Source organism: Nonomuraea sp. NPDC049480, from assembly GCF_044465905.1.
In the GTDB taxonomy this organism is placed as follows: Bacteria; Actinomycetota; Actinomycetes; order Streptosporangiales; family Streptosporangiaceae; genus Nonomuraea.
The window spans coordinates 38,573-58,667 of sequence record NZ_JBITMD010000019.1 but is presented as its reverse complement, the minus strand read 5'-3'; the positions used below and the strand labels follow the sequence as shown (position 1 = coordinate 58,667).

The window sequence follows — 20,095 nt, the reverse complement described above, 5'->3', positions numbered from 1 at the left end:
GCGGGGCCGTGTGATCGCCCTGGTCAGCGACATGACTATCCCTTTCTCTCGTACGTGGTCTGCCCCCCACCACCGACGGCCTGGACCACACCGACAACTCTCGGGCCGCGATCCGGCTCCGAGGACAGATCCACGCCGCCTCCCTAGCCCGCGCGCGACCCCGGGGTAACGGTCCCGGCGCCCCGGTCCACCAGCACCACCTGGTCTGTCGGGTCGATGCGTGGAAGCCGGTGCGCGATGATCACCAGGGTCTTCCCCGCACAATGAACCCGCAGGGCGTCGTACACCTCGTCCGAGGTGACGCCGTCGAGGGCGCTGGTGACCTCGTCGACGACGAGCACCTGCCAGTCGGCGAGCAGCGCCCTGGCCACCGCCAGCCGCTGACGCTCACCGCCCGACAGCTGGAGTCCCTCCACGCCGATTGGAGTGTCGAGGCCGTGCGGAAGGTGGGACACCAGGTCGTCCAGCCGGACGGCGGCGAGCACCCGATGGATGTCCTCCTCGGTCACGGCCTCGCGGGCGAACATCAGGTTCTCCCGTATCGACGCGTCGAACAGGGTGGTGTGCTGCGGAATGATCGTCACCACGTCGCGCAACTCCGCGTCGCCGGCGCCGTCAAGCTGAACGGTTCCGGTGGCCGGGCGCAGGAGACCGGCGATGATCAACCCCAGCGTGCTCTTGCCCGACCCGGTGCGTCCCCGGACCACGGTGACCGATCCTGCGGGCAGGTCCAGGTCGATGCCACCGAGCACGTCCCGCCCGTCGCCGTACCGGTGGCCCACCCCGCGCAGGGTCAGGCTGATCCCGGCTCCCGGCACGGGAGCGCGGCCCTCGTCGATCGGCAGCGGCTCCGGCAGGTCGAGGTATTGGATGACGCGCTCGAACTTGGCCAGCGAGACGTGCAGGCCACTGGATAATTGCAGAAGGGATTGGATGGGCTGGGACAACTGCGTCTGCAGGATCACCATGACGATCACGGTCCCTGTACTCAGTCCGGAGACCGCCGTACCGGACACCCAGTACACCAGGGGCGGCACGCACGCGAACGACGCGCCGATGATCACATAAGCGGTGGCGCCCACGACTCGCTGCCGCACCGTGATCTCACCCAGTTGCCTGCACACCTCGACGAACCGTTCGAGCTGCCGGCCGGAACGACGCAGCGTCCGGCCCAGGATCACCCCGCCCAGGCTGAGATCCTCGGCGGCGAAACGCAGCAGTGAGGTGACGTGGCGCTGCCGTTGCCTGGCCAGGTCCTGGCGCCGCTTGGCGAAGCGATGGTTGAGCAGCGCCAGCACGTACGCCAGGGAGAAGGAGAGCAGGGCCAGTTGCCAGCTCAGCATCAGCATCGCGATACCCGAGGCGACCAGCGCGGTGAGGGAGCCCAGCGCCTGGTGGACGGTGCCGGTGACGAACCGGTCGATCCCCTCGATGTCGCTGACCAGCCGGGCCTGCACCTCCGAGGTGCTCTCCTCGGTGTAGAAGGCCAGTTCCTGCGATTGGGCGCGGCCGTACACGGTGGCGCGCAGGCTGGTCGTCACCCGCTGGCCGACGATGTTGGTGAGCGCCACGTTGCCGACGTCCAGAACGCTGCTCGTGACTCCCAGGACGACCATGAGCACGCACAGCAGCGTGAGCAGCCCGACGTCGCCGTTGAGCAGCCCCTGATCGATGACCATGCGGGTCAGCAGCGGGTTGGCCACTCCCAGGGGCACGGTGATCACCACGATGATCAGCGAGGCCACCACCTGCCACCGATGCGGACGGAACCAGGTGAACATGCGCCGGAGTACGGCGGTGGCCGTCATAGGAAGGGGTGGGGGTCGGAGGTGAGCTCTTCCGGCGCCAGGTCCCGGTCGCGATGACCGAGCAGCCGCGGTACGGTCAGGAGCCGGGGGAGATCGTCGAGACGACGGTGGTCGTGCCCGAAGGTCATCGACAGGGTGCCGGGAATCAGCACCTTCACACAGGCGAACCCGCCCGCCCGGTGCTCGGAGCCGGTCTGGTCGATCACGATCACGTCGAGCCCGGTGTCCAGATAGCGCTTGACCATCTCGGTGAGCACGCCCGTCAGATCCGTACCGGTGACGGCTCCCAGGTCGGCCGGCCTGCGACGGCCGGGCGCCCCGGTGAGGAAGTCGAGCCGCCGCGCGGCGTCCGGATGCGCGTACAGCAGGGAGTGGTCCTCCATCTCCTTGACGAGCCCGGGGTCGGCCAGCATCTGCCGCGCCCGTTCACGGTGCTCCGCGTACTTCTCGCCCACGGGAGCGATGCTCGAGGCGACCTCGGAGAGGGCGTTGGCCATGGCGCGTTCCGGGTCGGGGCTGGACCCGGCCGCGGAGATCGTCGCCGCCCGGCCGTCGTCGCGCGGGTTCACGGCGATGGCCCACACGCAGGGGATCCGCTGCTCCACGCTGATGTCGTGGAAGAACACGTCGTACCCGGTCTCCGCCTCCACGGACGCGAGCTGCCACAGCAGCCGGCGATCGGACACCCCGGCCGTCTCGATGCGCGGCGCGGGTATCCTGCAGTACCAGGTCAGCAGGAAGGCGTCGCGCTCGGCGACCTCCAGGACGCCGTGGAGGACGGCCTCTTCGAGGGAGCCGCCGAGGGCGCAGCCATTGGAGATCTCGTAGACCAGCTCGTGCCCGTTCTGGTAGTAGGCGCAGGACTGCGGCACCAGGATCGGCTCCTTCCGCGCGAAGGAGTAGCCCCACACCCAGGTGTAGGTCTCATTCACGTCGAACGGCCGGTACAGGAAGCCGGGCAGGCGGTACCGTTCCGGCGGGTAGAGGCCCAGGGTCCGCGGATCGAGCGCGTGCCCGGCGACCTCGGCGAAGCTCGCGCGCACCGCCGGCCTGCGCGCGCCCTGGGCGCCACCGTACCTCTCGAGTCCTTCCAGCACGGCGATGCGCCTGCCGGCGGTGCGCGTCTCGGCGCGCCCGTAGCCCATGACCTCGCCGCCGCCGCGCCCGCCCACTCTGGCCGACGCGACGGCCAGGACACCTGCCGTCCATTCCGAGATGGAGCCGATCAGCCCGCATTCCTGGTCCACGTACAGCTCTTCCAGGTCCTCGGTGACCTCTCGCGTACGGAAGCTCCCTGCGCGCTGCATCTGCCGGGGTTCCAGGACCAGGTCCGCCAGTTGGGCGGTGTCCTGCGGCGCGTCACCGCAGGTGTCGCAGAGCGCGTCCGGCAGGAACGGATGAACGCCGACGTCCAGGCGCTCCAGATTCACCGTCATCAGGGCCCTGCGCGTCCGGGAAGCGTCCCCTTCCGACAGCAGGGCCGCGACGATTTCGGCCACCTGCGTGGCGGCGAGCGGGGTGAGCCAGGACGACGGGCGTCCGCGCAGGGCCTGGCCGTGCCTGCGCCAGATGGCGCGGTGCCCCTCCTGGTCGGCACGGACGAGGCGCCGTCGCCGCTCGGCGCAGGACACGCAGCCCGCCTCACCCGGGGTCTCCAGGGGGCCGATCACCACCTGGCCGAGCTCCGCGCGGACGCGTAGCCACGGCACCGCGAGCTTGGTGGAGGCCGCTCGGGCCTCCGCCGTGCGAGCGGTGTTCCAGCTGTCGTCGGCCGCGATCAGCAGGTGCGGGCCGCCGGGCACCTGCGCCGCCGTGTCATGGCGGCCGACCTGCCAGTCGGCCGCCAGCCGACCGGCGATGGCGTCGTGCATCAGCCCGTGCCCGATCAGCGCCACCTCACGCATCAGCCACCACCACCCGGGTCAGATAGGGCATGATCGCGGCCACTTCCTGATCATGATCGAGGGGCACGGCCAGCGCCACCCGGCCGCCGTCGCGTAGCCGCGAGGCCGCCGTCGCGAGGTCTCCTGCCGGGGCCGGAGTCCGCCGCCATGGGCCGCGCAACCGGGCGGGCAGCGGTTCCGCCTGACCGTACCGGGGGGATTGCAGGTGCACGAGCGTGGACCTCAGCCCTTCTCCCAGCGCCTCGGCCGGGTCCAGGTCGGCGAAGTAGCCGATCGTGACCTCGCCGGCGCAGTACGCGAAGGCCGGGATGCCCAGCGGGCCGGTGAGGTCGTACACGTCGGGCAGTTCGTCGAGGCGGGAGAGCACCTCGCGGCATCTGCGCCCTTCCTGGCGCAGGTCGACGGCGGTGAGGTCGATCCGCGGAAAAGGCGCGGAGCGCGCGGCGAGACCGGCGATGATCATCTGCAGGCACCGGCCGGCCAGTCCCTTGCCGAGGGCGTGCTCCCAGCTGTCCCCGGTCGCGAGCCCGGCGCCTCCGCTCCCGAACACATCGGCGGCCGGTACCAGTTGCGCCCTGTCCGGGCGGTCGATCTCGTGCGCCCAGACGTCGGATCCGACCAGCCTCCGCGGATCCACCGTGCGCGCTCCGTAGGCGGCCAGCGCGCGGCAGGCGGCGTCGCGGTGCGCCGCCTCGTGGCCGAATCCGGCGCCGATCACCGCCTCCCCGTCCGGCGATACGGCCCGGCACAGGTTCACCAGCACCTGGGGCGCGTCCGCCTCGGCAAACCTGACAACGCCCAGGCGCTCGTCGACGCATGGGGCGATCCTGCGCAGGAATGACTCCTGGTCGAGACGTTCGCCGGCCAGGAGATCACGCACGCGCCGGAGGAACTCCTCGCGGGAACGCGGGGACGCCGGGCGTGCCAAGGGGTGGGGCAGGCAAGAGTGGCGCGTGCGCCGCCACGTCCCCTGCTCGATCCTGACCAGGAGGCCGCGTTCGGCGGGCGGGACGGCGCCGGTCAGCTCCCGGTAGGCGGCCTGGACCAGGCTCGCTGCCGCTCCCGGCGGCGCGGTTCCGCCCTGCTCAGCCGTGACGCCCATCCGGCGCCTCGCGTCGTCCCATCCCGGCGCCGCGGGCGGCAGCAGCCAGGTGGCCTCGCCCGTGACGACCATCAGGGCGAGGGGGATCGCGCGCTCCGCGCAGGCGCGCTCCAGCGGCAGGGCGGCCGGCCCGTCGCCCGCGTAGAACACCAGGTCGGTGCCCGCGGGGAGATCGGTCACCGCGGCGGAGGAGAGGTCCAGCACCGTGATGTCACGCAATCCGGACGCCGAAGCCGCCCTGACCAGTTGTCCCAGCATCGGCTCGACGCCCGCCACCACCGCGGCGCGGCCGGCGTAGCTGTCATCCCGGTCCTCTTCGAGGGCGTCGCAGGTCCGCAGGAGCTCGACGACTCGCCTCACCGCCTTCTCCCGGTCGGGCGGCATCCCGGCGGTCAGTTCCCCGATCGTGTACCTGCCGTCGAGGAACGGCGTGAGCCGGTCGACCCAGCCCGCGATCGCGGCCCCGTCGATCCGCGCCAGCCCTCGATGCGTGAGTACGCGCAGGCCGTCGCCGGTCGGGGCCAGGTAGACGTCGTCACGCATCCGCAGCCTCATCGCGCCGCTCCCCGCAGGAGAGATCCGAGCGCGAACTCGCCCACCGAGCCCTCGTCCATCTCGTCCAGGCCGGTGGCCGCCGCGAAGGCGGTGGAGTCGCCGGCGCCGAGCGCGCAGGGCGCCAGCTGCATGGCGGTCGCCACCAGGTACATCGTCTGGAAGAGGACGCCGACATTCTTCATGATCAGTGAGTACGCCATGGACTGGTAGTTCCACATGACGCGTCCGAACCGTGCCGCGATCACCAGGAGCACCTGCGGCTCCTCGTGCCCCGTCGCTGCCGCGGCGGTGCGCAGGAGCCGCCGCACCTCGGGGGTGGCCCCGCAGATCCTCTCCAGGCGGTGGCGCTGCGGATCGTAGTGATGCAGCCCCTGCTCCAGCCCGTGGACCTGCCGGATCACCGGGTAGATCTCCAGTTCGTACAGGGTCCCGCCACTGGGATAGGGCCGGCGCACGTAGTCGGCGCCGTCGGTGCGGGGGACGTTCCGGTTGCGCGAGCAGCGGTAGAGGAACTCCCCGAGTTCCGCCGCGGTCATCGGATTCGACGCATCGTAGCGGCACAGCGAGCGCCGTTGCTCCAGCACGGTGGTCAGCCCGGGGTCGCCGGCGCGTACGCGGCTCAGATCGGGTCGGGCGAGCTCGACGACCTCGCCGTCGAACGGCTCACGGAGCGCCGCGTGCGGGACCGGCCTCCCGGCGGCCCAGTCGCCCTTGCCGTACGGGACTCCGGGCAACGGCGTGCGGCTGCGTCGGTGGAACCACAGCTCGTGGGGTCGCCAAGTCGGCGACCGGTCGTCCTCGTCTCCGGCCCGGGCGACCGCCAGTCCACCGGCCCACAGGTCGCGGCGGAACCGGCGCAAGGCCGGGACGTCGTCGTCAGCCGGCCGCGGCAGCCCGAGCCAGGCCAGGGCGCGCGAGTCGTGCAGCCGCACGCGGCACCATGAGCGCGGGGACTCCAGGACCATGGCGCTCCCGTCCCTGCGGGCCACCGCGTACCGCGACAGCACCAGGTCCTCGGGCATCTCACCCGCGATCGGGTGCTGCGGTCCTTCCGGCTCCACGGTGTAGACGTCCGTTCCCGACCAGGTCACGGTCGCCTGGAGCCACCCCTCGCGCCGCAGCAGGCTCAGGTCCTGCTCCACCAGTTCCTGCGCCGGGACCGGCTCCCTGGCCAGCCGGTGCAGCAGCGCCTGCTGCGCCGTGCTCAGACGACCCAGCGCCGTGCTGTACGGCCCGCTGAGCAGGTAGTAACAGCGGTCAGGTGTGACGCCACCCGAGACACCCGGCCGGATCCGGACGCGTTCCTCGATCTGCGATGTCATGCCGATATCTCTTCCTCGCCAAGGTCCAGCACGGTCCGCGCGGCCAGGGCGGCGGCGTACTGCTCGGTGAGCAGATCGACCCCCAGCCGGTTGGCCGCGAGGTGCGCGCACGTCGTCATCACCGCCGGCTGCCGCCGGGGCTCCAGCTCCTTCTGCAGGCCCGCCATGGTCTGCGCCCAGCCCGCCAGGCCGTCGCCCGGCGGCAACCGATCCGTCCGCTCGACCAGCGCCCGCATGCGCCGCCCCAAGGGGAGCAGGACGTCGCGTTGCCGCGCGAAAAGATCGGCGTGATCCCCCCGCGGCAACGCACCGGCCCCCAGCCGCAGCAAGACGATGAGGTACATCGCCACGACGGCGGTCACCCGCTGCTCGGGCGTGACCCCTGCCGTGAGCATGGACAGGACGATCCTGCTGGAGTCCACGAAGTGCTTCTCCACCGCCCCCATCGCGACCCGCCCGTAGCGCCGGTTCTCCCTGCGGTAGGGAATGAACGACACGGAGTTGTTCTGCGCCAGTTCGCGGGTGAAGCCCGCCATCCCTTCCCCGCGTGCCAGCAGAGCGGCCCTCGTCTCGTACTCCTCCTGGCGCACGGCGACGGCGGAGGGGCAGGTGCGGAAGAAGGCGCGGCTCCTGGCCTCGATGACGCGCCGTACCCGGTCGTGCTCCGCCGGCTTGGCTCTCACGCGCAGGCGTACGTGCGGACCGGCCTCCCAGTAGCGCAGGAAGAAGACGTCCGGGCGGTCGCCCCCGTCCGCCAGCTCCGCCACGATCGCGGGAATCAGCCGGACGATCAGGGGATCCTGGTCGCCGTGGTAGAAGAGATGCGCGCTCACCCACTCGTGGTGACCCACGTCAATCGCCCCACGCCGCGACATCGATCACCATCTCCATGACGTGCTCACCGCCGTGGTTCTCGGGTGCCCGCATCGGATCGGGCAGTGCCTCCTCGAAGAGGACCACCTCGTTCGGCTGTCGCAGCAACTCGTTGAAGGCGTGGAGGAGAAAGGGGTTGGCGAAATCCAGGTAGAGCGGCTTGTTCTCGTAGGAACGCCCGCTGGACAAGCCTCTGACGAAGCACGTCTCCGGGATGCCCGCTTCCAGCCGCCACGCGGTCAGCCGGAGGAGGTATTCGGCCATCGGCTCGTTCGCGCGCCGCGCCGGGATGTTCGCCGGCGTCATGTGACGGCTCGCCCGGCGTACCACCACGCGGCCCACCCGTGCCCGCGGGATCACCGTCACCTCGGGCCCGGACCTGCGCTGTCCACGCGGCGCGATGCCCATCACGGGCTCGGGCGGCTCCTCGCCGAACGCCCGAACGAGCAGGTGCGCCGCGCGCGGCAGGGTCCAGGGGACGCTGTTGCCGAGATGCAGCGGCCGGACCAGCCGGTCGAGCCTTCCCGACCGCAACCGCAGGAGTTCGCGGGTCGGATCCCGCTCCACCCACAGGTCGTGCAGATCGATCCGATCGGTCCCCGGCCGGACGTCGCCGTGCCACGGATAGGTGATCTCGTACGGCGCGCACGGCTCCCTGACGTTCAACGAGGTTCCCAAAGACCCGCCGAGAGCGGCGAACACCGGATAGTCGCCGGGCGGTTGCGCCCACGGCTCCGTGCGGGTGCCGGTCAGGTGGTCCAAGCGGCTGTGGACCCTGCCGTACCCGGTGAAGATGTTGTTGATCACGAACGTGGGGCCTGACTCGTCCGCCAGCGGCTGCCCGTACACCCCCACCGCGTGCAGGTCGTCCAGCCAGCGCGGGTATCCGGCCACCGCGAGGGTCAGCTCACCGGGCTCGATCGCGACGACCCCGTCAGGTCCGGCCGCACGCCACAGCAGGCCGGCCGCGTCCTGGCGCAGCGCGCGCAGTTCATGGATGCGCTCGAACACGCTCGCCCGCCCGCTTCCTGACGTATGCCACAGCCGGCCGATCTCCTTGCCTGCCGGGGAACCGCCGGCGATCTCCTTCACGAGCTCGTGGTAGAAGGACAGGAAAGGAGTCGGTGGCCGCTGCCCCCACCAGGCGTTGAGCGCGATCTTCAAGCCCTGGCCGAAGCTGAACAGCGCCAGCCACTGGCGGATGACCTGCAGGTCGGCCAGCACCGGCTGCCACGCGAGACGCCCGCACTCGGCCAGGGGCTCTCCGGCTACGGCCGTGTCGAAGGTCTGGCTCGTGATCGGCTGCCCCAAGTGGCCGGACAGGCTCCCCATCGCCTGGCCCACCGCATCCAGCCGCCGCCGATGCAGTTCGACGTCCTCGACCGGTACGGCCGCCCGCACGGCCTCGTCGACGGCCAGGAGCAGCGCGCCCTCCTGTGCGAACTCCGCGCCGAGCGAGCGCAACCAGCGCCCCGCCTCGCCTGGTGTGGTGATCTGCCCGGCCGGCTGCGGCATGAGCTGCAGCAGTCCGATCTCGACGAGATGGTCGAGGAAGGCCGCGACCCGGGCGGGCTGAGCGTTTCCCGCCGCCTCCAGCTTGCCTGCCAGCTCACCGAAGGTGATCGCGGCGTCGGGGATCAGTTGCAGGCAGGCGCTGATCGCCGGGGTGGCGTCGATCGTGACCATCGCCTCCGCCGGAGGAGGACCCAGGAAGCGCAGCCGGTCGCCGGAGCCGACCACGCTGGAATTGACCCGGATGATCATGGCGCGCCGCAGCCGTCCACTCGTGACCAGTGCCGCGTGCAGTTCCGACCGCGCGACATGGCCGAGGTCGAGGACGCCCGCCGCGCCGCGCAGACCTTCGGCGCACTGGCGGACCGCCACGTCGTCGTCCGTCCACGTACCGCGTCCCGTCACCATGAACGTGCTGAAGGGGCTGGTCTTCGCCGCGGCCCGGACCAGGTACTTGACCAGGGCGGGCGCCAGCCGCCGGGTACCACGGCCCGGGTCGACCAGCCACTTGTCCAGATCCGCCGACAGATCGGGGCTCGCCTGGAGGAGCGCCCGCCGGAAGACCGGGGCGGAAACGAGGTCACGCAACCGGCTCTCCAGGGCCGCCGTCTCCGATCCGACACGTTCGTCCAGGTCGCGTCCACCATCACGCCACTCGTCACAGGCGGCCACCCAGCGTTCCACCCGGTCCGCGAGGTCACGGCCGAGCAGTTCCCGCGTCGCCGGGCTCCACTCGCGGGCGGTCGGCCTGCGCCCCTGATAGACGGCCCGCCGCAGGCCGACGAGCAGCGGCCTCGCGGGGTGCGCCGCCGCGCGTGCGATCACCGGGTACAGCTCATCGCTCAGCGTCGCGCCCTCGGCCCGCACCCACCGCCGCAGCGAGAGCCGGTCACGCACGGCCAGTCCCACCTCGTGGAAACGCAGTTCCCGCAGGACGGTGGTCGGCAGGCCGGCCAACCGGATCAATGGAGCAGCGAACATCCTTCACCTCACCCAATGAAACGCGGGCCGTCCTGCGCGCAGGACGGCCCGCGGTGCTGTCCGCTACTCCTCGTCTATGTCGTCATCGGGGTCGGCGTGCGGCTTGTCCGGGCCGCCGCCGCAGCCGCAGACGCAGCCGCTGGGTCCGATGCAGCTGGTGAACGGCCCGTTCACGATGTCGTAGCCACGTCCGAGCGTGAGTGTCTGCACCTCCAGCCCGCTGACGGTGAGGTCGAACACGTCCATCGGAAGATCGTGAACATCGAAGTCGAGGGTGGAAACGGGTGGCATCGATACCCCTTTTTCGCCTAGCTGGAATGCGTGTCCATGCGCTGCCGACGCTAGCTACGGTGGGTATATCGGAGGTATATCGGTGGTGCGCCGCTAGACCCGGTTTCCGCACATGTGGATGTTTTGGATCTTTCGCGCGGCGGTTTGGCGGTGTGTTCGGTGGGTGGCAGGCTGCTGGCGTGTGAGACAACATGCGCGGTTCGGGGTTGCGTCGGCGGAGAAGCTGCTCGGGGCGTTGCCGGTGATAGCGGGTTTCTCTTCCCGCTTGAAGGTCAGGGACATCATTGATGAGGCCTGTCCGGTGCGTGATCTAACCGCGCTCACGCACGGGCAGGTGATCGAGGCGCTGGTCGCCTACCCCGGCCGGATCCTCATCGACTCGCTCAAAGACATCGCAGCGATCTGCACGAAGCCCGCTGGTGAGCAGAAGGCGGTACGTGGCCAAGGGCGTTCCCGGCGGGTACCGGATCTGGGACACCAAGGCACGACGGTGGTGGGGAGACCACTACGAACTCTGCCCTGACGAGCTGCTGTCCGAGCTGAACGACGCCGCGGACCACGCGAAGATCACCATGCTGCTCAAGAAGTACCGAGCCCTCAAGCGCTGACAACGAATCCAGCTCGGTTGCAGACGATGCCCCATCCCCTGCTGTGCAGAGGTGCTTGTGACATCGACACCGTCCCGGAACTTCGTCCGACAGACGCCGCTCGGCTATGGGGCGAAGAGGACCTGGGACTCGAGGTCGAGGCGGGTGGTGGGATCTGCAGCCGGCGGGGTGAGGTTGAGGATCCAGTTGCCGAACCGGCGGATGACCTGGGTGATGTAGGGCGAGATGGTGGCCAGGTCATCGAGGTCGACGGGGTGGCCGTCGGCGAAGTTGTGGAAGGACTCGTTGCGGTTGGTGACCTGGGTGATCTGCTCGCGAAGGTCGGCGTCCGACAGATACCGCAAGAGCGTGATCGTCCTGACGGCGCGGCCGAGTTCGCGAAAGGCCCGGTAGAGCCGGTTCTTGCGGGAGTGGTTGCCCAGCCGGCGCAGCAGAGTGACCGAGGACAGCCGGTTCTCCCGGATGGAGATCGCGGTGTGGAGCAAGTCCGTCCAGTGCGTCTCGATCAAGGTCCAGTCGATCGCCTCGTCGCCGAACAGTGAGTCGATATGCTGGTAGGGGGTCCCCGGTGTCGGCCGGTAGAAGATCAGGTCGTGCCAGTTGCGGATGCGGGGCAGCAGGTCGAACCCCATGAGCGCGGCGAGTCCGAAGACCGGCAGCGACTGGCCTTGGGTGTCGGCATGGATGGTGTCGGGCTGGATCTCCGAGGCGTTCTTCAGCAGGCCCTCGATGATGTGGACCGCCTCCCACACCCCGCAGGGGATGAAGCGGCTGAACAGCGCGACGTAGGTGTTGGAAATGTGCCGGTAGGCGAGGCCTCCGTAGCCTCCGTAACGGATGTGGGACTCGGCAAGGAGGTTGTTCTCCCATGTCTCGATCTGGGAGCCGTCGGCGGCCACGGTCTTGTCGCGCTGCGGGAGCCGCTCGTGCACGGCCTCCTCGAGCTTGAGCGCCTCCTTGCTCCGCTCGGCGCCCTTGCGGCGTTTGAGCATCGGGCGCCCGCCCTCCAGGGTCAGGTCGGGGTTGGCCGGGTAACCGGAGTCGACCTCGGCGGCGGTGTCGGCCAGGAGCTGCCGGTAGTGGCGGGTGAGCTCGCGGGGGTTGGTCGGCAGGCCCGCTTCGGCGCAGAACTCGGCGACGAGCGGTTCACACTCTTCCCAGGACATGAGCTGGTCGTGCAGGTTGGCGTAGGAGTCCGACCCGGCCACCGCGATGTCGCCCGACTTCAGCTCCGAAGCCAGGTAGGAGAACACGCACACCTCCAGGTGACGGCGCACCAACAGGCCCGGCCGGTCCGGATCCTTGAGGATCTTCCGCTACATCGCGGAGGCGAACGCATCCACGTCCGCCACCAGCTCCACCGCGGCCGTGGCGCCGTCCGGGCCCGCGCGCTCCACGCTGATCCGGTCGGGGACGAACGCCGCCCGGGCGTGCCGCTGAGCCTGCAGGTACTCCACCGCATCCAGCACGCTGCGCTCAGCGTTGGTCGACTCCAGGTCGATCGACTCGACCAGGATGAACAGCGCCGACCGATGGGACCGGTAGTGCTGGTCGAGCAGTGGCAGGTAGTTGTTGCCGTGATAGGCCGACACCGCCTCGTGCGCGGCTGCCAACGCGTCCAGGCCGCCGGCCTCCTCCAGAGCTTTCAGCACGAGGCGGCCAGCACGCTCGGCCAGATCACCGGATCCGGAGTCCGTGCCCGCGGGGTCCCTGCCCGAGTTGTCCGGCTGCGGACCGACCACATCACCTTCGGCGGGTGTGGTCGCCTCGCGGACGCCGTTCAGGACATTCCCGAACACCCCCAGCAGGCGTTCGGACTCAGCCCGGTGCGCCTCCCGCAGTGCCTCCAGCTGGTCGCGGCCCTTCTTGTGGATCGTCGCGATCCGCTTGCAGAACATCGTGACCCCGCAGGCGGTCCGGCAGGAGAACACCAGCCTGCTGACCCAGATGATCGCCGATCTGGAAGCCCGGCTCACCGAGCCAGCGGCAAGCTGACCAGTGCTTCGGCCTGGACGGTGGCGGTATCGGCAATGGGCAGGGTCCTGCGCCCCCCGTCTGATGCGTGACTCATCGCGCTCTCCCGTCGTCGCGCTCGGCGAAAGCCCTTAGACGGGTCTTCCCGCTGAGGTCGGTCCTGAGGCAGGTGCGGACTATTCATGGGCGAGCCTGTACCTCGTCTTCGGATGAGGCAGGCGGATGTCACTGCAACTGGTCGAGCATCTCCGACAGCAAGCTCTTGATCTTCAGAGCTTTCTTGATCTCGTCGGCGGTGAAGTACGGGTACTCGCCGTACTCGATGAAGCTCGGGCAATGGTGCTCACGAACGAACCTGACGAACGCCTCCGGGTTGGTTTTCCAGTCCTCGGGGAAGCCCTCGAGGTTCTCGAAGGTCGTGGTCAGTCCCGCCTTGCTGAACAGCGCGACGGCGTCTTCGGTGTACTTGTCGAAGTCGGTGTCGAAGATGCCCTGATACAGGAATCGTGTGTCGTCGTCGAAGAGCACCCAGCGCAGATAGTGCAACTTGAGCGGAGCGAGGAACTGCGGATCGGCTTCCACCGCCTTGGCGAGCGTGTGCCCGTGGTTGCGGATGGCGTCGGCCCGGCCGGGCTTGACCTTCGCGATGATGGTGAACCCGTAGCACGCCGGCGTCTTCGGAAAAACGGGGCCGTACTTGCCCTGCTCCAGGTGGTCGGTCTCCTTAGGAAGGGCGACCGCCTGCGGTTGGATCTCCATGCCCGCTCCCCTTTCATCTGATCAGGGGGGGGACAGGCCGAAGGCTGCCTGACCACAGCATTATCGCATGCCCCGATGCCGGAGTACGGGCGAGGGAAACAACCCGGCCGCCCTCCCTCTCGGGACTCGCTCCGTATCCGAGGGTCAGACAAGATGAGGAGGCCCAAAGGGACAATGGGTGATCGTCACCGAATCGTCGTAATGATCGTCGCTCAAGCGCCAAAATCCGGTCCGCTCACTCGATCAACGATCTTTACCAGTCCCGGACACCTATTGGCCCTTTCCGGCGTACTTGGTCTGCCCCCCGGTTGGGACTCCGACAGAACTGCAACCCTCGATCCCGCCGACGCGGCAAACGCGAGCAGCCTACTTGCCTTACGTGGCTTAACGAGCTTCAATCCGTTGACCAGCTACTTCGCTTGAGAACCCCAGATAAGCCCGGGTGCCGTCGGGGCTGGGCAGTCCGCCCTGAAACTCCGCCATGTCGTGGCGGAACATGAGCCAGAGCCGTTCGATGGTGGGGCGGTCTGCGGCGCTCACGGGCCGCACGGTCGCCTGAAAAGTGGTCATAAAAACACGTTCCGGCCGGAAGCAACATCCGGCCGGAAGGGGTAAAGCTAGCAGATTCCGATCATGGCGTGTCGGCCGTCTTCTCGCCGAACATAACCCCAGCCCCAAAAGTAGCTCTGGGGTAGATCACGGTTGCGGTTCCTGATCGTCATGAGTCGGGCATACCGCCCGGTAGCGGGCCTTTGCGTTTACCGGTGGGGTGATCAGGTCGGCACGGATGTCTTCATAGTGGCCGACATTGTCGTAGCCGGTATCCCTTTGCGGGATACCGGCTACGAGGGTGTTCTCTACTGGGGAAGCGCCGGTTGATAGGTCAGGTGGGCGACGCCGGTCTTGAAGACCTCAGAGCCGGCCAGGCGCAGTGACTTGTTCAAGCCGTCGTCCTCGAAAAGGCGTCGGCCGTGGCCGAGAACCACCGGGTGAACCAGCAGCTGGAGTTCGTCCAGGACGTCGTCATGCAGCAGTGAGCGGACCAGGGTGGGGCTGCCGGAGATGGTGATGTTGCGGCCGGGCTGCTGCTTGAGCTTGATGAGCTCGTCGGCGACGGTGCCGCTGATCAGGGTGCTGTTCTGCCATGTCACGGTGTTCAGAGTGGTAGAGGCGACCAGTTTGGGCATCGTGTTGATCCGGTCCGCGAGCGGCACTTCGCTGCCGCGCTGGGGCCAGGAGCCGGCGAACACCTGGTAGGTGGTCCGGCCCAGGAGCAGGATGTCGGACTGGTGGAACTGCTCGGCGGCCACTTCGGCCATCCGCTCGTCGTAGTAGGGAAAGTGCCAGTTCTCAGGGGCTTCCATGACACCGTCGACGGACACGAACAGCTGCGCGACGATCTTCCTCATCGGTTCGCTCCGAAGAACTCGGTGACGGCGGGGGCGATGGCCGCCGCGTCGACGTTGTGGGGTTGGCCGTGCAGCGTGGTGCGGCGGGCGTCGGGCAGCGTAGCGGCGATCGCCTCGGCCGCGGCGGTGATCCAGGGAGTGGTCGCGCCGTCTATGACGACGGTGGGGACGGCGATTGACTTCAGCGCCTCGGAAGGCAGGGCGAAGTCTGCGGCGACGTCGGCGTCGTAGGCCAGGCAGCTCGCCCCGGCCGCCATCGCCTCCCAGAACGGAGCGGCCTTCATGCCTTCGACGAACTCGGCGGGCATGAGCACGGCCTTGACCATGAAGAGTTCCATCATGTCGCCGAAGCGGCCTTGGGCGCGTAGGGCGTATTGCTGGTCGCGGTAGTCGGCGGGGACGGGCTCGCGGGTACCGGGCAGGATGTAAGGGACCTCCCAGAGAGCCAGCTTGGTGATGGGCAGGCCTCGGGTGGCGGCCTGGATCGCGATCATTCCGCCGCCGGAGGTGGCGTAGACCATCGCGGACCCGCCGGCCTCGGTGATCAGGGCCTGGAGGTCGTCGAACTCGCGGTCGACCGAGTACGGAGCGGTGTCTACGGTCTCTCCGCGTCCGCGTCGGTCGTAGGTGTAGACGGTGAAGCGGTCGGCCAGCAGTGCGGCCAGCGGAGTCTCGGCCGTCCGATCGACCGGCCCTCCGCCGATCACGATGACCGCCGGTCCTGAACCGATGCTGTCGTAGGCGATACGAGTGCCGTCCTGGGAGATGACGAAGGTCATGATGATCTCTTCCGATTCGTTTGGCGGGGCTGGACGATTGGCGTGCGATGAGCTGGAACTCTGCGGAGCCACGGGGGCCAAGCGGGTGAGAACCGGGCCGGTTAGCGGATGTTCCCGGCGGCCAGCGTGGCGACGGATTTGTCGATGCGCCGCTGGCGGGTGGCGTCGGTCTTGGCGCCCTCGATCGAAAGGACGTGGGCGCGGCGGTTGCTGTAGGACAGCCGGTCGAAGAGGTTCCTGGCTTCCGGTTCGCGGTCGAGGGCCGCTGCGAAGTCAGCTGGAACGGTGACCTCGCGCGGTTCGGTGTCGACCTGCAGGTCGATCTCGATGGTGTCGCCTGCCGCCACGCCGGTCTGCTGCCGGACGTCGGCGTTCAGTCCGAGCATGTAGGTGCCGTTCATCGGTGCCACCGAGCTGCGGAAGGTGTGGCCGGCGATGGTGACGCGGACTTTCGGCCGTCGGCCGGAGCCGAGGGCTTCGATGATCTCGGCCGGCACTTCGATCCCGGTGGCGGTCTTGCCGTTGCTCAGGACGATGGCGTGGAATCTCATGACCTAGGCCGCCTGTCGCATCAGGTGAGCGGAGGTGGCGCAAACCCAGGCCCAGCCGAGCACCACGGCCGCGGTGAAGGCCAGGTTGATGACGGCGTTCCCGGGGCCGGAGGCGATCCCGGCGAAGGCGGCGAAGAAGACGATCCCCGTAGCCGCGCTGTAGATCGCCCACCCACGGCGGCCGAGGGCGGCGTAGGCGCGGGCGAACACCAGACAGGCGCCGATCAACCCGAGGAAGCCGATCCCGCCGCCGACGAAGTGCAGCAGACCATGCCAGCTGACCACCCCGGGCCCGTCGGGCGTTCCGACCGGGAAACCGAGAGCCGGGTCGGCGCGGAAGATCCCGCCTGCGATTAGGCCCGCGCCGTACAGGGCGACCAGCCGCGGCCCCCAGACGCGGCCCCTGCCCGCCCGCACTGCCCGCCGCATTCCGACCGCGGCGGCGACGGTCATCAGACCGGCCAGGATGAGGTTGGCGATCTGGACCCAGCCGAGGCCGCCGTTGGCCAGCAGGCTGGCCGGGTGCCGGGTGATGTCGAACCCGTCGCGAGTCAGTGCCTGCACCCCGGTAACCATGACATACAGCGGCCCTGCGACCATCCCCCAGCCCAGCAGGGACTTGGTGATCCGGGCCTGAGGTGAACAGTCGGTACGGCGGGCGGTTGCTGTGATGGCGGTCATCTCGGGGTTCCTTCCGTCTGTCTTGCTGACATCCACAGCTTCTCGGCGGAGGCTTCAGAACGACTTCAGGACTACTTCCGGTGACCTTCAACCACTAGCCTGAGGCATGCGATTTGGCGTGCTTGGTCCGCTTGCCGTCTGGACAGATGACGGTGCACTGGTTCGGGTTCCCGACACGAAGGTCCGCGCCCTGCTGGCCGACCTGCTCCTGGGAGAGGGCCGCCCGGTGTCGACCAGCGCCCTGATCGACGATCTGTGGGGCGATGACCTTCCGGCCAATCCCACCAGCACCCTTCAGACCCGCGTTTCCCAGCTACGGCGGGCGCTGGAGGAGGCGGAGCCGGGAAGCCGGGACCTGGTGGGGACCCAGCCACCGGGCTACGTGCTGCGAGCCGCCGCCGACGCGGTGGACATAGGCCGATTCCGGGAGCTGGCCAAGCGTGCGCGGACAGTCGCCGAGCCGCGTACCCGCGGGTCGCTCCTCGCCGACGCGCTGGCGCTATGGCGGGGCCCGGCCTTCGCCGACGTATCCGAGGCGCCCTTCGCCCGCGCGGCCATCGACCGGCTCGAAGAGGAACGGATGGTCGTCATCGAGGAGCACGCCGAGGCCCGCCTGGAGCTGGGTGAGCACCACCTGCTGGCAGCCGAGCTCGCCGAGGTCGTAGCCGGACATCCGCTACGGCAGCGCCTGCGCGCGGTCTACATGCGCGTGTTGTACCGGTCAGGACGGCACAGCCAGGCGCTGGACACCTACCATGAGCTCCGCACCCGCCTGGCCGACGAGCTGGGCCTGGACCCCGCCGCCGACCTCGTCAGCCTCCACCAGGCGATTCTCAGCCAGGATCCCGCGCTGGCCGCAGCACCGGCCGAAACCTCGGCTCAGACGAACCTGCCCGCCGCCATGACCGAGCTGATCGGCCGGGACTCGGCAGTGGAACGTGTTCTGGCCCGCCTGCGTAGCGGCAGGCTCGTGACGCTCACCGGACCGGGTGGCGTGGGTAAGACCAGCCTGGCCCTGGAGGTCGCCCGGGATCTGGACGACGCTTGGCTGGTGGAGCTGGCCGTCCTCAACGCCTCCGCCGGTGAGCAGGACATTCTCCAGGCGATCCGGAACCTCACCCAGCCCGACGGGAAGCGCGTGCTGGTCCTGGACAACTGCGAGCACGTGGTGGAGCAGGTCGCCGTAGTGGCCGACAAGCTGCTGCGGACCACTCCGGGACTGCGGATCCTGGCCACCAGCCGCGAACCCCTTGGCATCCTCGGCGAACAGGTGTGGCCCGTCCCGCCACTCGGCCTGCCGTCCTCGGCCACCGACTCCGGCGCCGTGGCGCGATCCAGCGCCATCCAGCTGTTCGTGGCCAGGGCCACCGCCGCCAAGCCCGACTTCCAGCTCACACCCGCCAACACCCCGGCCGTGGTGGAGATCTGCCGCAAACTCGACGGCCTGCCCCTCGCGCTCGAACTGGCGGCTACCCGCGTCCGCGCCCTGGAGATCCACGATCTCGCCGCGCGTCTCGACGACCGTTTCCGGGTGCTCGCCACCGGCCGTCGCGGCGCGCCTGACCGGCAACGGACGTTGCAGGCCATGATCGAATGGAGCTGGGACCTGCTCACCGAGCCAGAACGGACCGTGCTGCGCCGACTGGCCATCCACCCCGACGCGTGGAGCCTGCAGGCGGCGGAGGCGATCTGCCCCGGTGACGTCGCCGACCTGCTCACCCGCCTCGTCGATCGTTCCCTGGTCTCGCCGCTGACCGGGACGACCGGCTCGCGGTTCCGGCTTCTGGAAACCGTACGGGCCTTCTGCCTGGACCGCCTGCGCGACTCGGGCGAGTTCGAGGAGACCCGCAGGCAATACGTCGCCTATTACGAGGAACTGACAGACCGTAACGAGCCACGGCTCTACGGGCACGGCGGCCTGCTCATCCAGGCCAGCGACCTCTACCGTAAGCCGCACCCGGCGACGGGTACCCCGGATGGCGAGGCGCACGGCGGGGCGAAGACCACCGTCACCTCGGCCGACGGCACGATCATCGCCGTCGAACGATGGGGCCAAGGCCCGCCCCTCATCCTGGTCGGCGGCGCACTGAACGAGCGGACGGACTTCACCTCGCTAGCCGTACGGCTGGCGCCGCGGTTCACCGTGATCACCTATGATCGCCGCGGCCGCGGCGGGAGCGGGGACACCGAGCCGTACACGGTCCTCCGGGAGATCGAGGACCTGACAGCCGTCATCGGCCAGGCCGATGGCGCCGCGTTCGCCCTCGGCGTCTCCTCAGGCGCCGTCCTTGCCGCCGACGCGGCTGCGCACGGCGTGCCAATCACCGGACTGGTGTTGATCGAGCCGCCCTTCATCCTCGACGGCACCCGCACAGCTATCCCCCTGGACCTCACCACGCAGCTTGACAAGCTCGTACGGGCAGATCGCCGAAGCGCCGCTGTCGAGCTCTTCCTGACCACCGCTGTGGAGATGCCGGCCGAGGTCATCGCCGCGATGCGCTCGGCCCCCCAGTGGCGAAGCCTCGAAGCCATGGCCCACACCCTTTCCTATGACATGGCCGTGATGGGCGACTTCTCCCTGCCCGTGCACTGGACCGCCACTATTATCGTCCCCACCTTGGTCATCGACGGCACGCACAGTGCCGCCTGGCGGCGGCACGCCGCGCAAACGGTCACCGACCTGCTGGCTCACGGGCGGCGCCACAGCGTGGACGCACCACACGACATGGCACCCGACGTCCTGGCACCACTGCTTGAGCAGTTCCTCCTGGCGCGTCTCTCCTGAGGCCCTGGCCCGCCGGCAAGAAGGCCGGGATCCGACGACGTCGGTGACCTCGACCCGCTAGATCACGCAGTGTCACAGGGATTACACAGAGCTACTTCGGGGCTGAGGTCACGTTCGGGAGAAGACCCCCCTTTCGCCATGGTCAACTCCACGTCGATTCCAGGTCGACTCCGGCGAACCGGACATGCCATCAAGCTGCTG

Annotated in this window: 16 protein-coding genes and 1 pseudogene; 3 read left to right on the top strand and 14 right to left on the bottom strand. The window is 69.1% G+C overall.

Annotated elements, in window-relative coordinates:
- Window positions 1-143: 143 nt before the first annotated feature.
- From ACIBX3_RS40890 to ACIBX3_RS40860, 7 genes are all read right to left on the bottom strand, one after another.
- Window positions 144-1,781 (bottom strand): ABC transporter ATP-binding protein, encoded by a 1,638-nt coding sequence (locus tag ACIBX3_RS40890; RefSeq protein WP_397125949.1) that lies wholly within the window; start codon window positions 1,779-1,781, stop codon window positions 144-146.
- A gap of 23 nt (window positions 1,782-1,804) precedes the next feature.
- Window positions 1,805-3,712, bottom strand: coding sequence for a TOMM precursor leader peptide-binding protein (locus ACIBX3_RS40885; protein ID WP_397125948.1), 1,908 nt, complete (start codon window positions 3,710-3,712; stop codon window positions 1,805-1,807).
- Entirely contained in the window at window positions 3,705-5,369 is a 1,665-nt protein-coding gene (locus ACIBX3_RS40880; protein WP_397125947.1) for a hypothetical protein, read from the bottom strand. Before ACIBX3_RS40880 ends, ACIBX3_RS40885 begins: the two co-directional genes overlap by 8 nt.
- Complete coding sequence (locus ACIBX3_RS40875) at window positions 5,366-6,691, bottom strand: SagB family peptide dehydrogenase (protein WP_397125946.1); 1,326 nt, start codon at window positions 6,689-6,691, stop codon at window positions 5,366-5,368. The genes ACIBX3_RS40880 and ACIBX3_RS40875 overlap by 4 nt, the downstream gene beginning before the upstream one ends.
- The gene (locus tag ACIBX3_RS40870; protein ID WP_397125945.1) at window positions 6,688-7,524 is read right to left on the bottom strand and encodes a lantibiotic dehydratase C-terminal domain-containing protein; all 837 of its coding nucleotides are present in this window, start codon (window positions 7,522-7,524) and stop codon (window positions 6,688-6,690) included. Before ACIBX3_RS40870 ends, ACIBX3_RS40875 begins: the two co-directional genes overlap by 4 nt.
- Before the next feature lie 19 nt (window positions 7,525-7,543).
- Window positions 7,544-10,057: a lantibiotic dehydratase gene (locus ACIBX3_RS40865; RefSeq protein ID WP_397125944.1), complete on the bottom strand. Its 2,514-nt coding sequence runs from the start codon at window positions 10,055-10,057 to the stop codon at window positions 7,544-7,546.
- A 63-nt stretch (window positions 10,058-10,120) separates the two neighbouring features.
- Complete coding sequence (locus ACIBX3_RS40860) at window positions 10,121-10,303, bottom strand: hypothetical protein (protein ID WP_397125943.1); 183 nt, start codon at window positions 10,301-10,303, stop codon at window positions 10,121-10,123.
- A gap of 157 nt (window positions 10,304-10,460) precedes the next feature.
- Between ACIBX3_RS40860 and ACIBX3_RS40855 the strand changes: the two are divergent.
- Both ACIBX3_RS40855 and ACIBX3_RS40850 read left to right on the top strand, forming a co-directional pair.
- A pseudogene (locus tag ACIBX3_RS40855) lies at window positions 10,461-10,688 on the top strand (hypothetical protein); the annotation flags it as partial.
- Window positions 10,689-10,767: 79 nt separating this feature from the next.
- Window positions 10,768-10,956 carry a hypothetical protein gene (locus tag ACIBX3_RS40850; RefSeq protein ID WP_397126140.1) on the top strand — a complete coding sequence of 63 codons (189 nt, stop codon included), beginning with the start codon at window positions 10,768-10,770 and terminating at the stop codon, window positions 10,954-10,956.
- Between the two features lie 104 nt (window positions 10,957-11,060).
- On the opposite strand, the gene ACIBX3_RS40845 is transcribed toward ACIBX3_RS40850, so the two are convergent.
- The 7 genes from ACIBX3_RS40845 to ACIBX3_RS40815 form a co-directional block, all read right to left on the bottom strand.
- The gene (locus tag ACIBX3_RS40845; RefSeq protein ID WP_397125942.1) at window positions 11,061-12,209 is read right to left on the bottom strand and encodes a Tn3 family transposase; all 1,149 of its coding nucleotides are present in this window, start codon (window positions 12,207-12,209) and stop codon (window positions 11,061-11,063) included.
- A gap of 63 nt (window positions 12,210-12,272) precedes the next feature.
- Window positions 12,273-12,932, bottom strand: a complete 660-nt coding sequence (locus ACIBX3_RS40840; protein WP_397125941.1) for a hypothetical protein — start codon at window positions 12,930-12,932, stop codon at window positions 12,273-12,275.
- 223 nt (window positions 12,933-13,155) lie between these two features.
- Complete coding sequence (locus ACIBX3_RS40835; RefSeq protein WP_397125940.1) at window positions 13,156-13,689, bottom strand: hypothetical protein; 534 nt, start codon at window positions 13,687-13,689, stop codon at window positions 13,156-13,158.
- A gap of 857 nt (window positions 13,690-14,546) precedes the next feature.
- The gene (locus ACIBX3_RS40830; RefSeq protein ID WP_397125939.1) at window positions 14,547-15,098 is read right to left on the bottom strand and encodes a dihydrofolate reductase family protein; all 552 of its coding nucleotides are present in this window, start codon (window positions 15,096-15,098) and stop codon (window positions 14,547-14,549) included.
- Window positions 15,095-15,877 (bottom strand): alpha/beta fold hydrolase, encoded by a 783-nt coding sequence (locus ACIBX3_RS40825; protein WP_397125938.1) that lies wholly within the window; start codon window positions 15,875-15,877, stop codon window positions 15,095-15,097. The genes ACIBX3_RS40830 and ACIBX3_RS40825 overlap by 4 nt, the downstream gene beginning before the upstream one ends.
- A gap of 101 nt (window positions 15,878-15,978) precedes the next feature.
- Window positions 15,979-16,428, bottom strand: a complete 450-nt coding sequence (locus tag ACIBX3_RS40820) for a YdeI/OmpD-associated family protein (RefSeq protein WP_397125937.1) — start codon at window positions 16,426-16,428, stop codon at window positions 15,979-15,981.
- 3 nt (window positions 16,429-16,431) lie between these two features.
- Window positions 16,432-17,109 (bottom strand): DUF998 domain-containing protein, encoded by a 678-nt coding sequence (locus ACIBX3_RS40815; RefSeq protein ID WP_397125936.1) that lies wholly within the window; start codon window positions 17,107-17,109, stop codon window positions 16,432-16,434.
- A 118-nt stretch (window positions 17,110-17,227) separates the two neighbouring features.
- Here ACIBX3_RS40815 and ACIBX3_RS40810 point away from each other — a divergent pair, with 118 nt between their 5' ends.
- Window positions 17,228-19,894, top strand: a complete 2,667-nt coding sequence (locus ACIBX3_RS40810) for an alpha/beta fold hydrolase (RefSeq protein WP_397125935.1) — start codon at window positions 17,228-17,230, stop codon at window positions 19,892-19,894.
- Window positions 19,895-20,095: the final 201 nt, after the last annotated feature.

What these genes read in the sequence shown, in the direction of transcription:
- ACIBX3_RS40890 (WP_397125949.1), bottom strand. Translation starts at nt 1,781, where the DNA reads ATGTTCACCTGGTTCCGTCCGCATCGGTGGCAGGTGGTGGCCTCGCTG.
- ACIBX3_RS40885 (WP_397125948.1), bottom strand. Translation starts at nt 3,712, where the DNA reads ATGCGTGAGGTGGCGCTGATCGGGCACGGGCTGATGCACGACGCCATC.
- ACIBX3_RS40880 (WP_397125947.1), bottom strand. Translation starts at nt 5,369, where the DNA reads ATGAGGCTGCGGATGCGTGACGACGTCTACCTGGCCCCGACCGGCGAC.
- ACIBX3_RS40875 (WP_397125946.1), bottom strand. Translation starts at nt 6,691, where the DNA reads ATGACATCGCAGATCGAGGAACGCGTCCGGATCCGGCCGGGTGTCTCG.
- ACIBX3_RS40865 (WP_397125944.1), bottom strand. Translation starts at nt 10,057, where the DNA reads ATGTTCGCTGCTCCATTGATCCGGTTGGCCGGCCTGCCGACCACCGTC.
- ACIBX3_RS40860 (WP_397125943.1), bottom strand. Translation starts at nt 10,303, where the DNA reads ATGGACGTGTTCGACCTCACCGTCAGCGGGCTGGAGGTGCAGACACTC.
- ACIBX3_RS40835 (WP_397125940.1), bottom strand. Translation starts at nt 13,689, where the DNA reads ATGGAGATCCAACCGCAGGCGGTCGCCCTTCCTAAGGAGACCGACCAC.
- ACIBX3_RS40830 (WP_397125939.1), bottom strand. Translation starts at nt 15,098, where the DNA reads ATGAGGAAGATCGTCGCGCAGCTGTTCGTGTCCGTCGACGGTGTCATG.
- ACIBX3_RS40825 (WP_397125938.1), bottom strand. Translation starts at nt 15,877, where the DNA reads ATGACCTTCGTCATCTCCCAGGACGGCACTCGTATCGCCTACGACAGC.
- ACIBX3_RS40820 (WP_397125937.1), bottom strand. Translation starts at nt 16,428, where the DNA reads ATGAGATTCCACGCCATCGTCCTGAGCAACGGCAAGACCGCCACCGGG.
- ACIBX3_RS40815 (WP_397125936.1), bottom strand. Translation starts at nt 17,109, where the DNA reads ATGACCGCCATCACAGCAACCGCCCGCCGTACCGACTGTTCACCTCAG.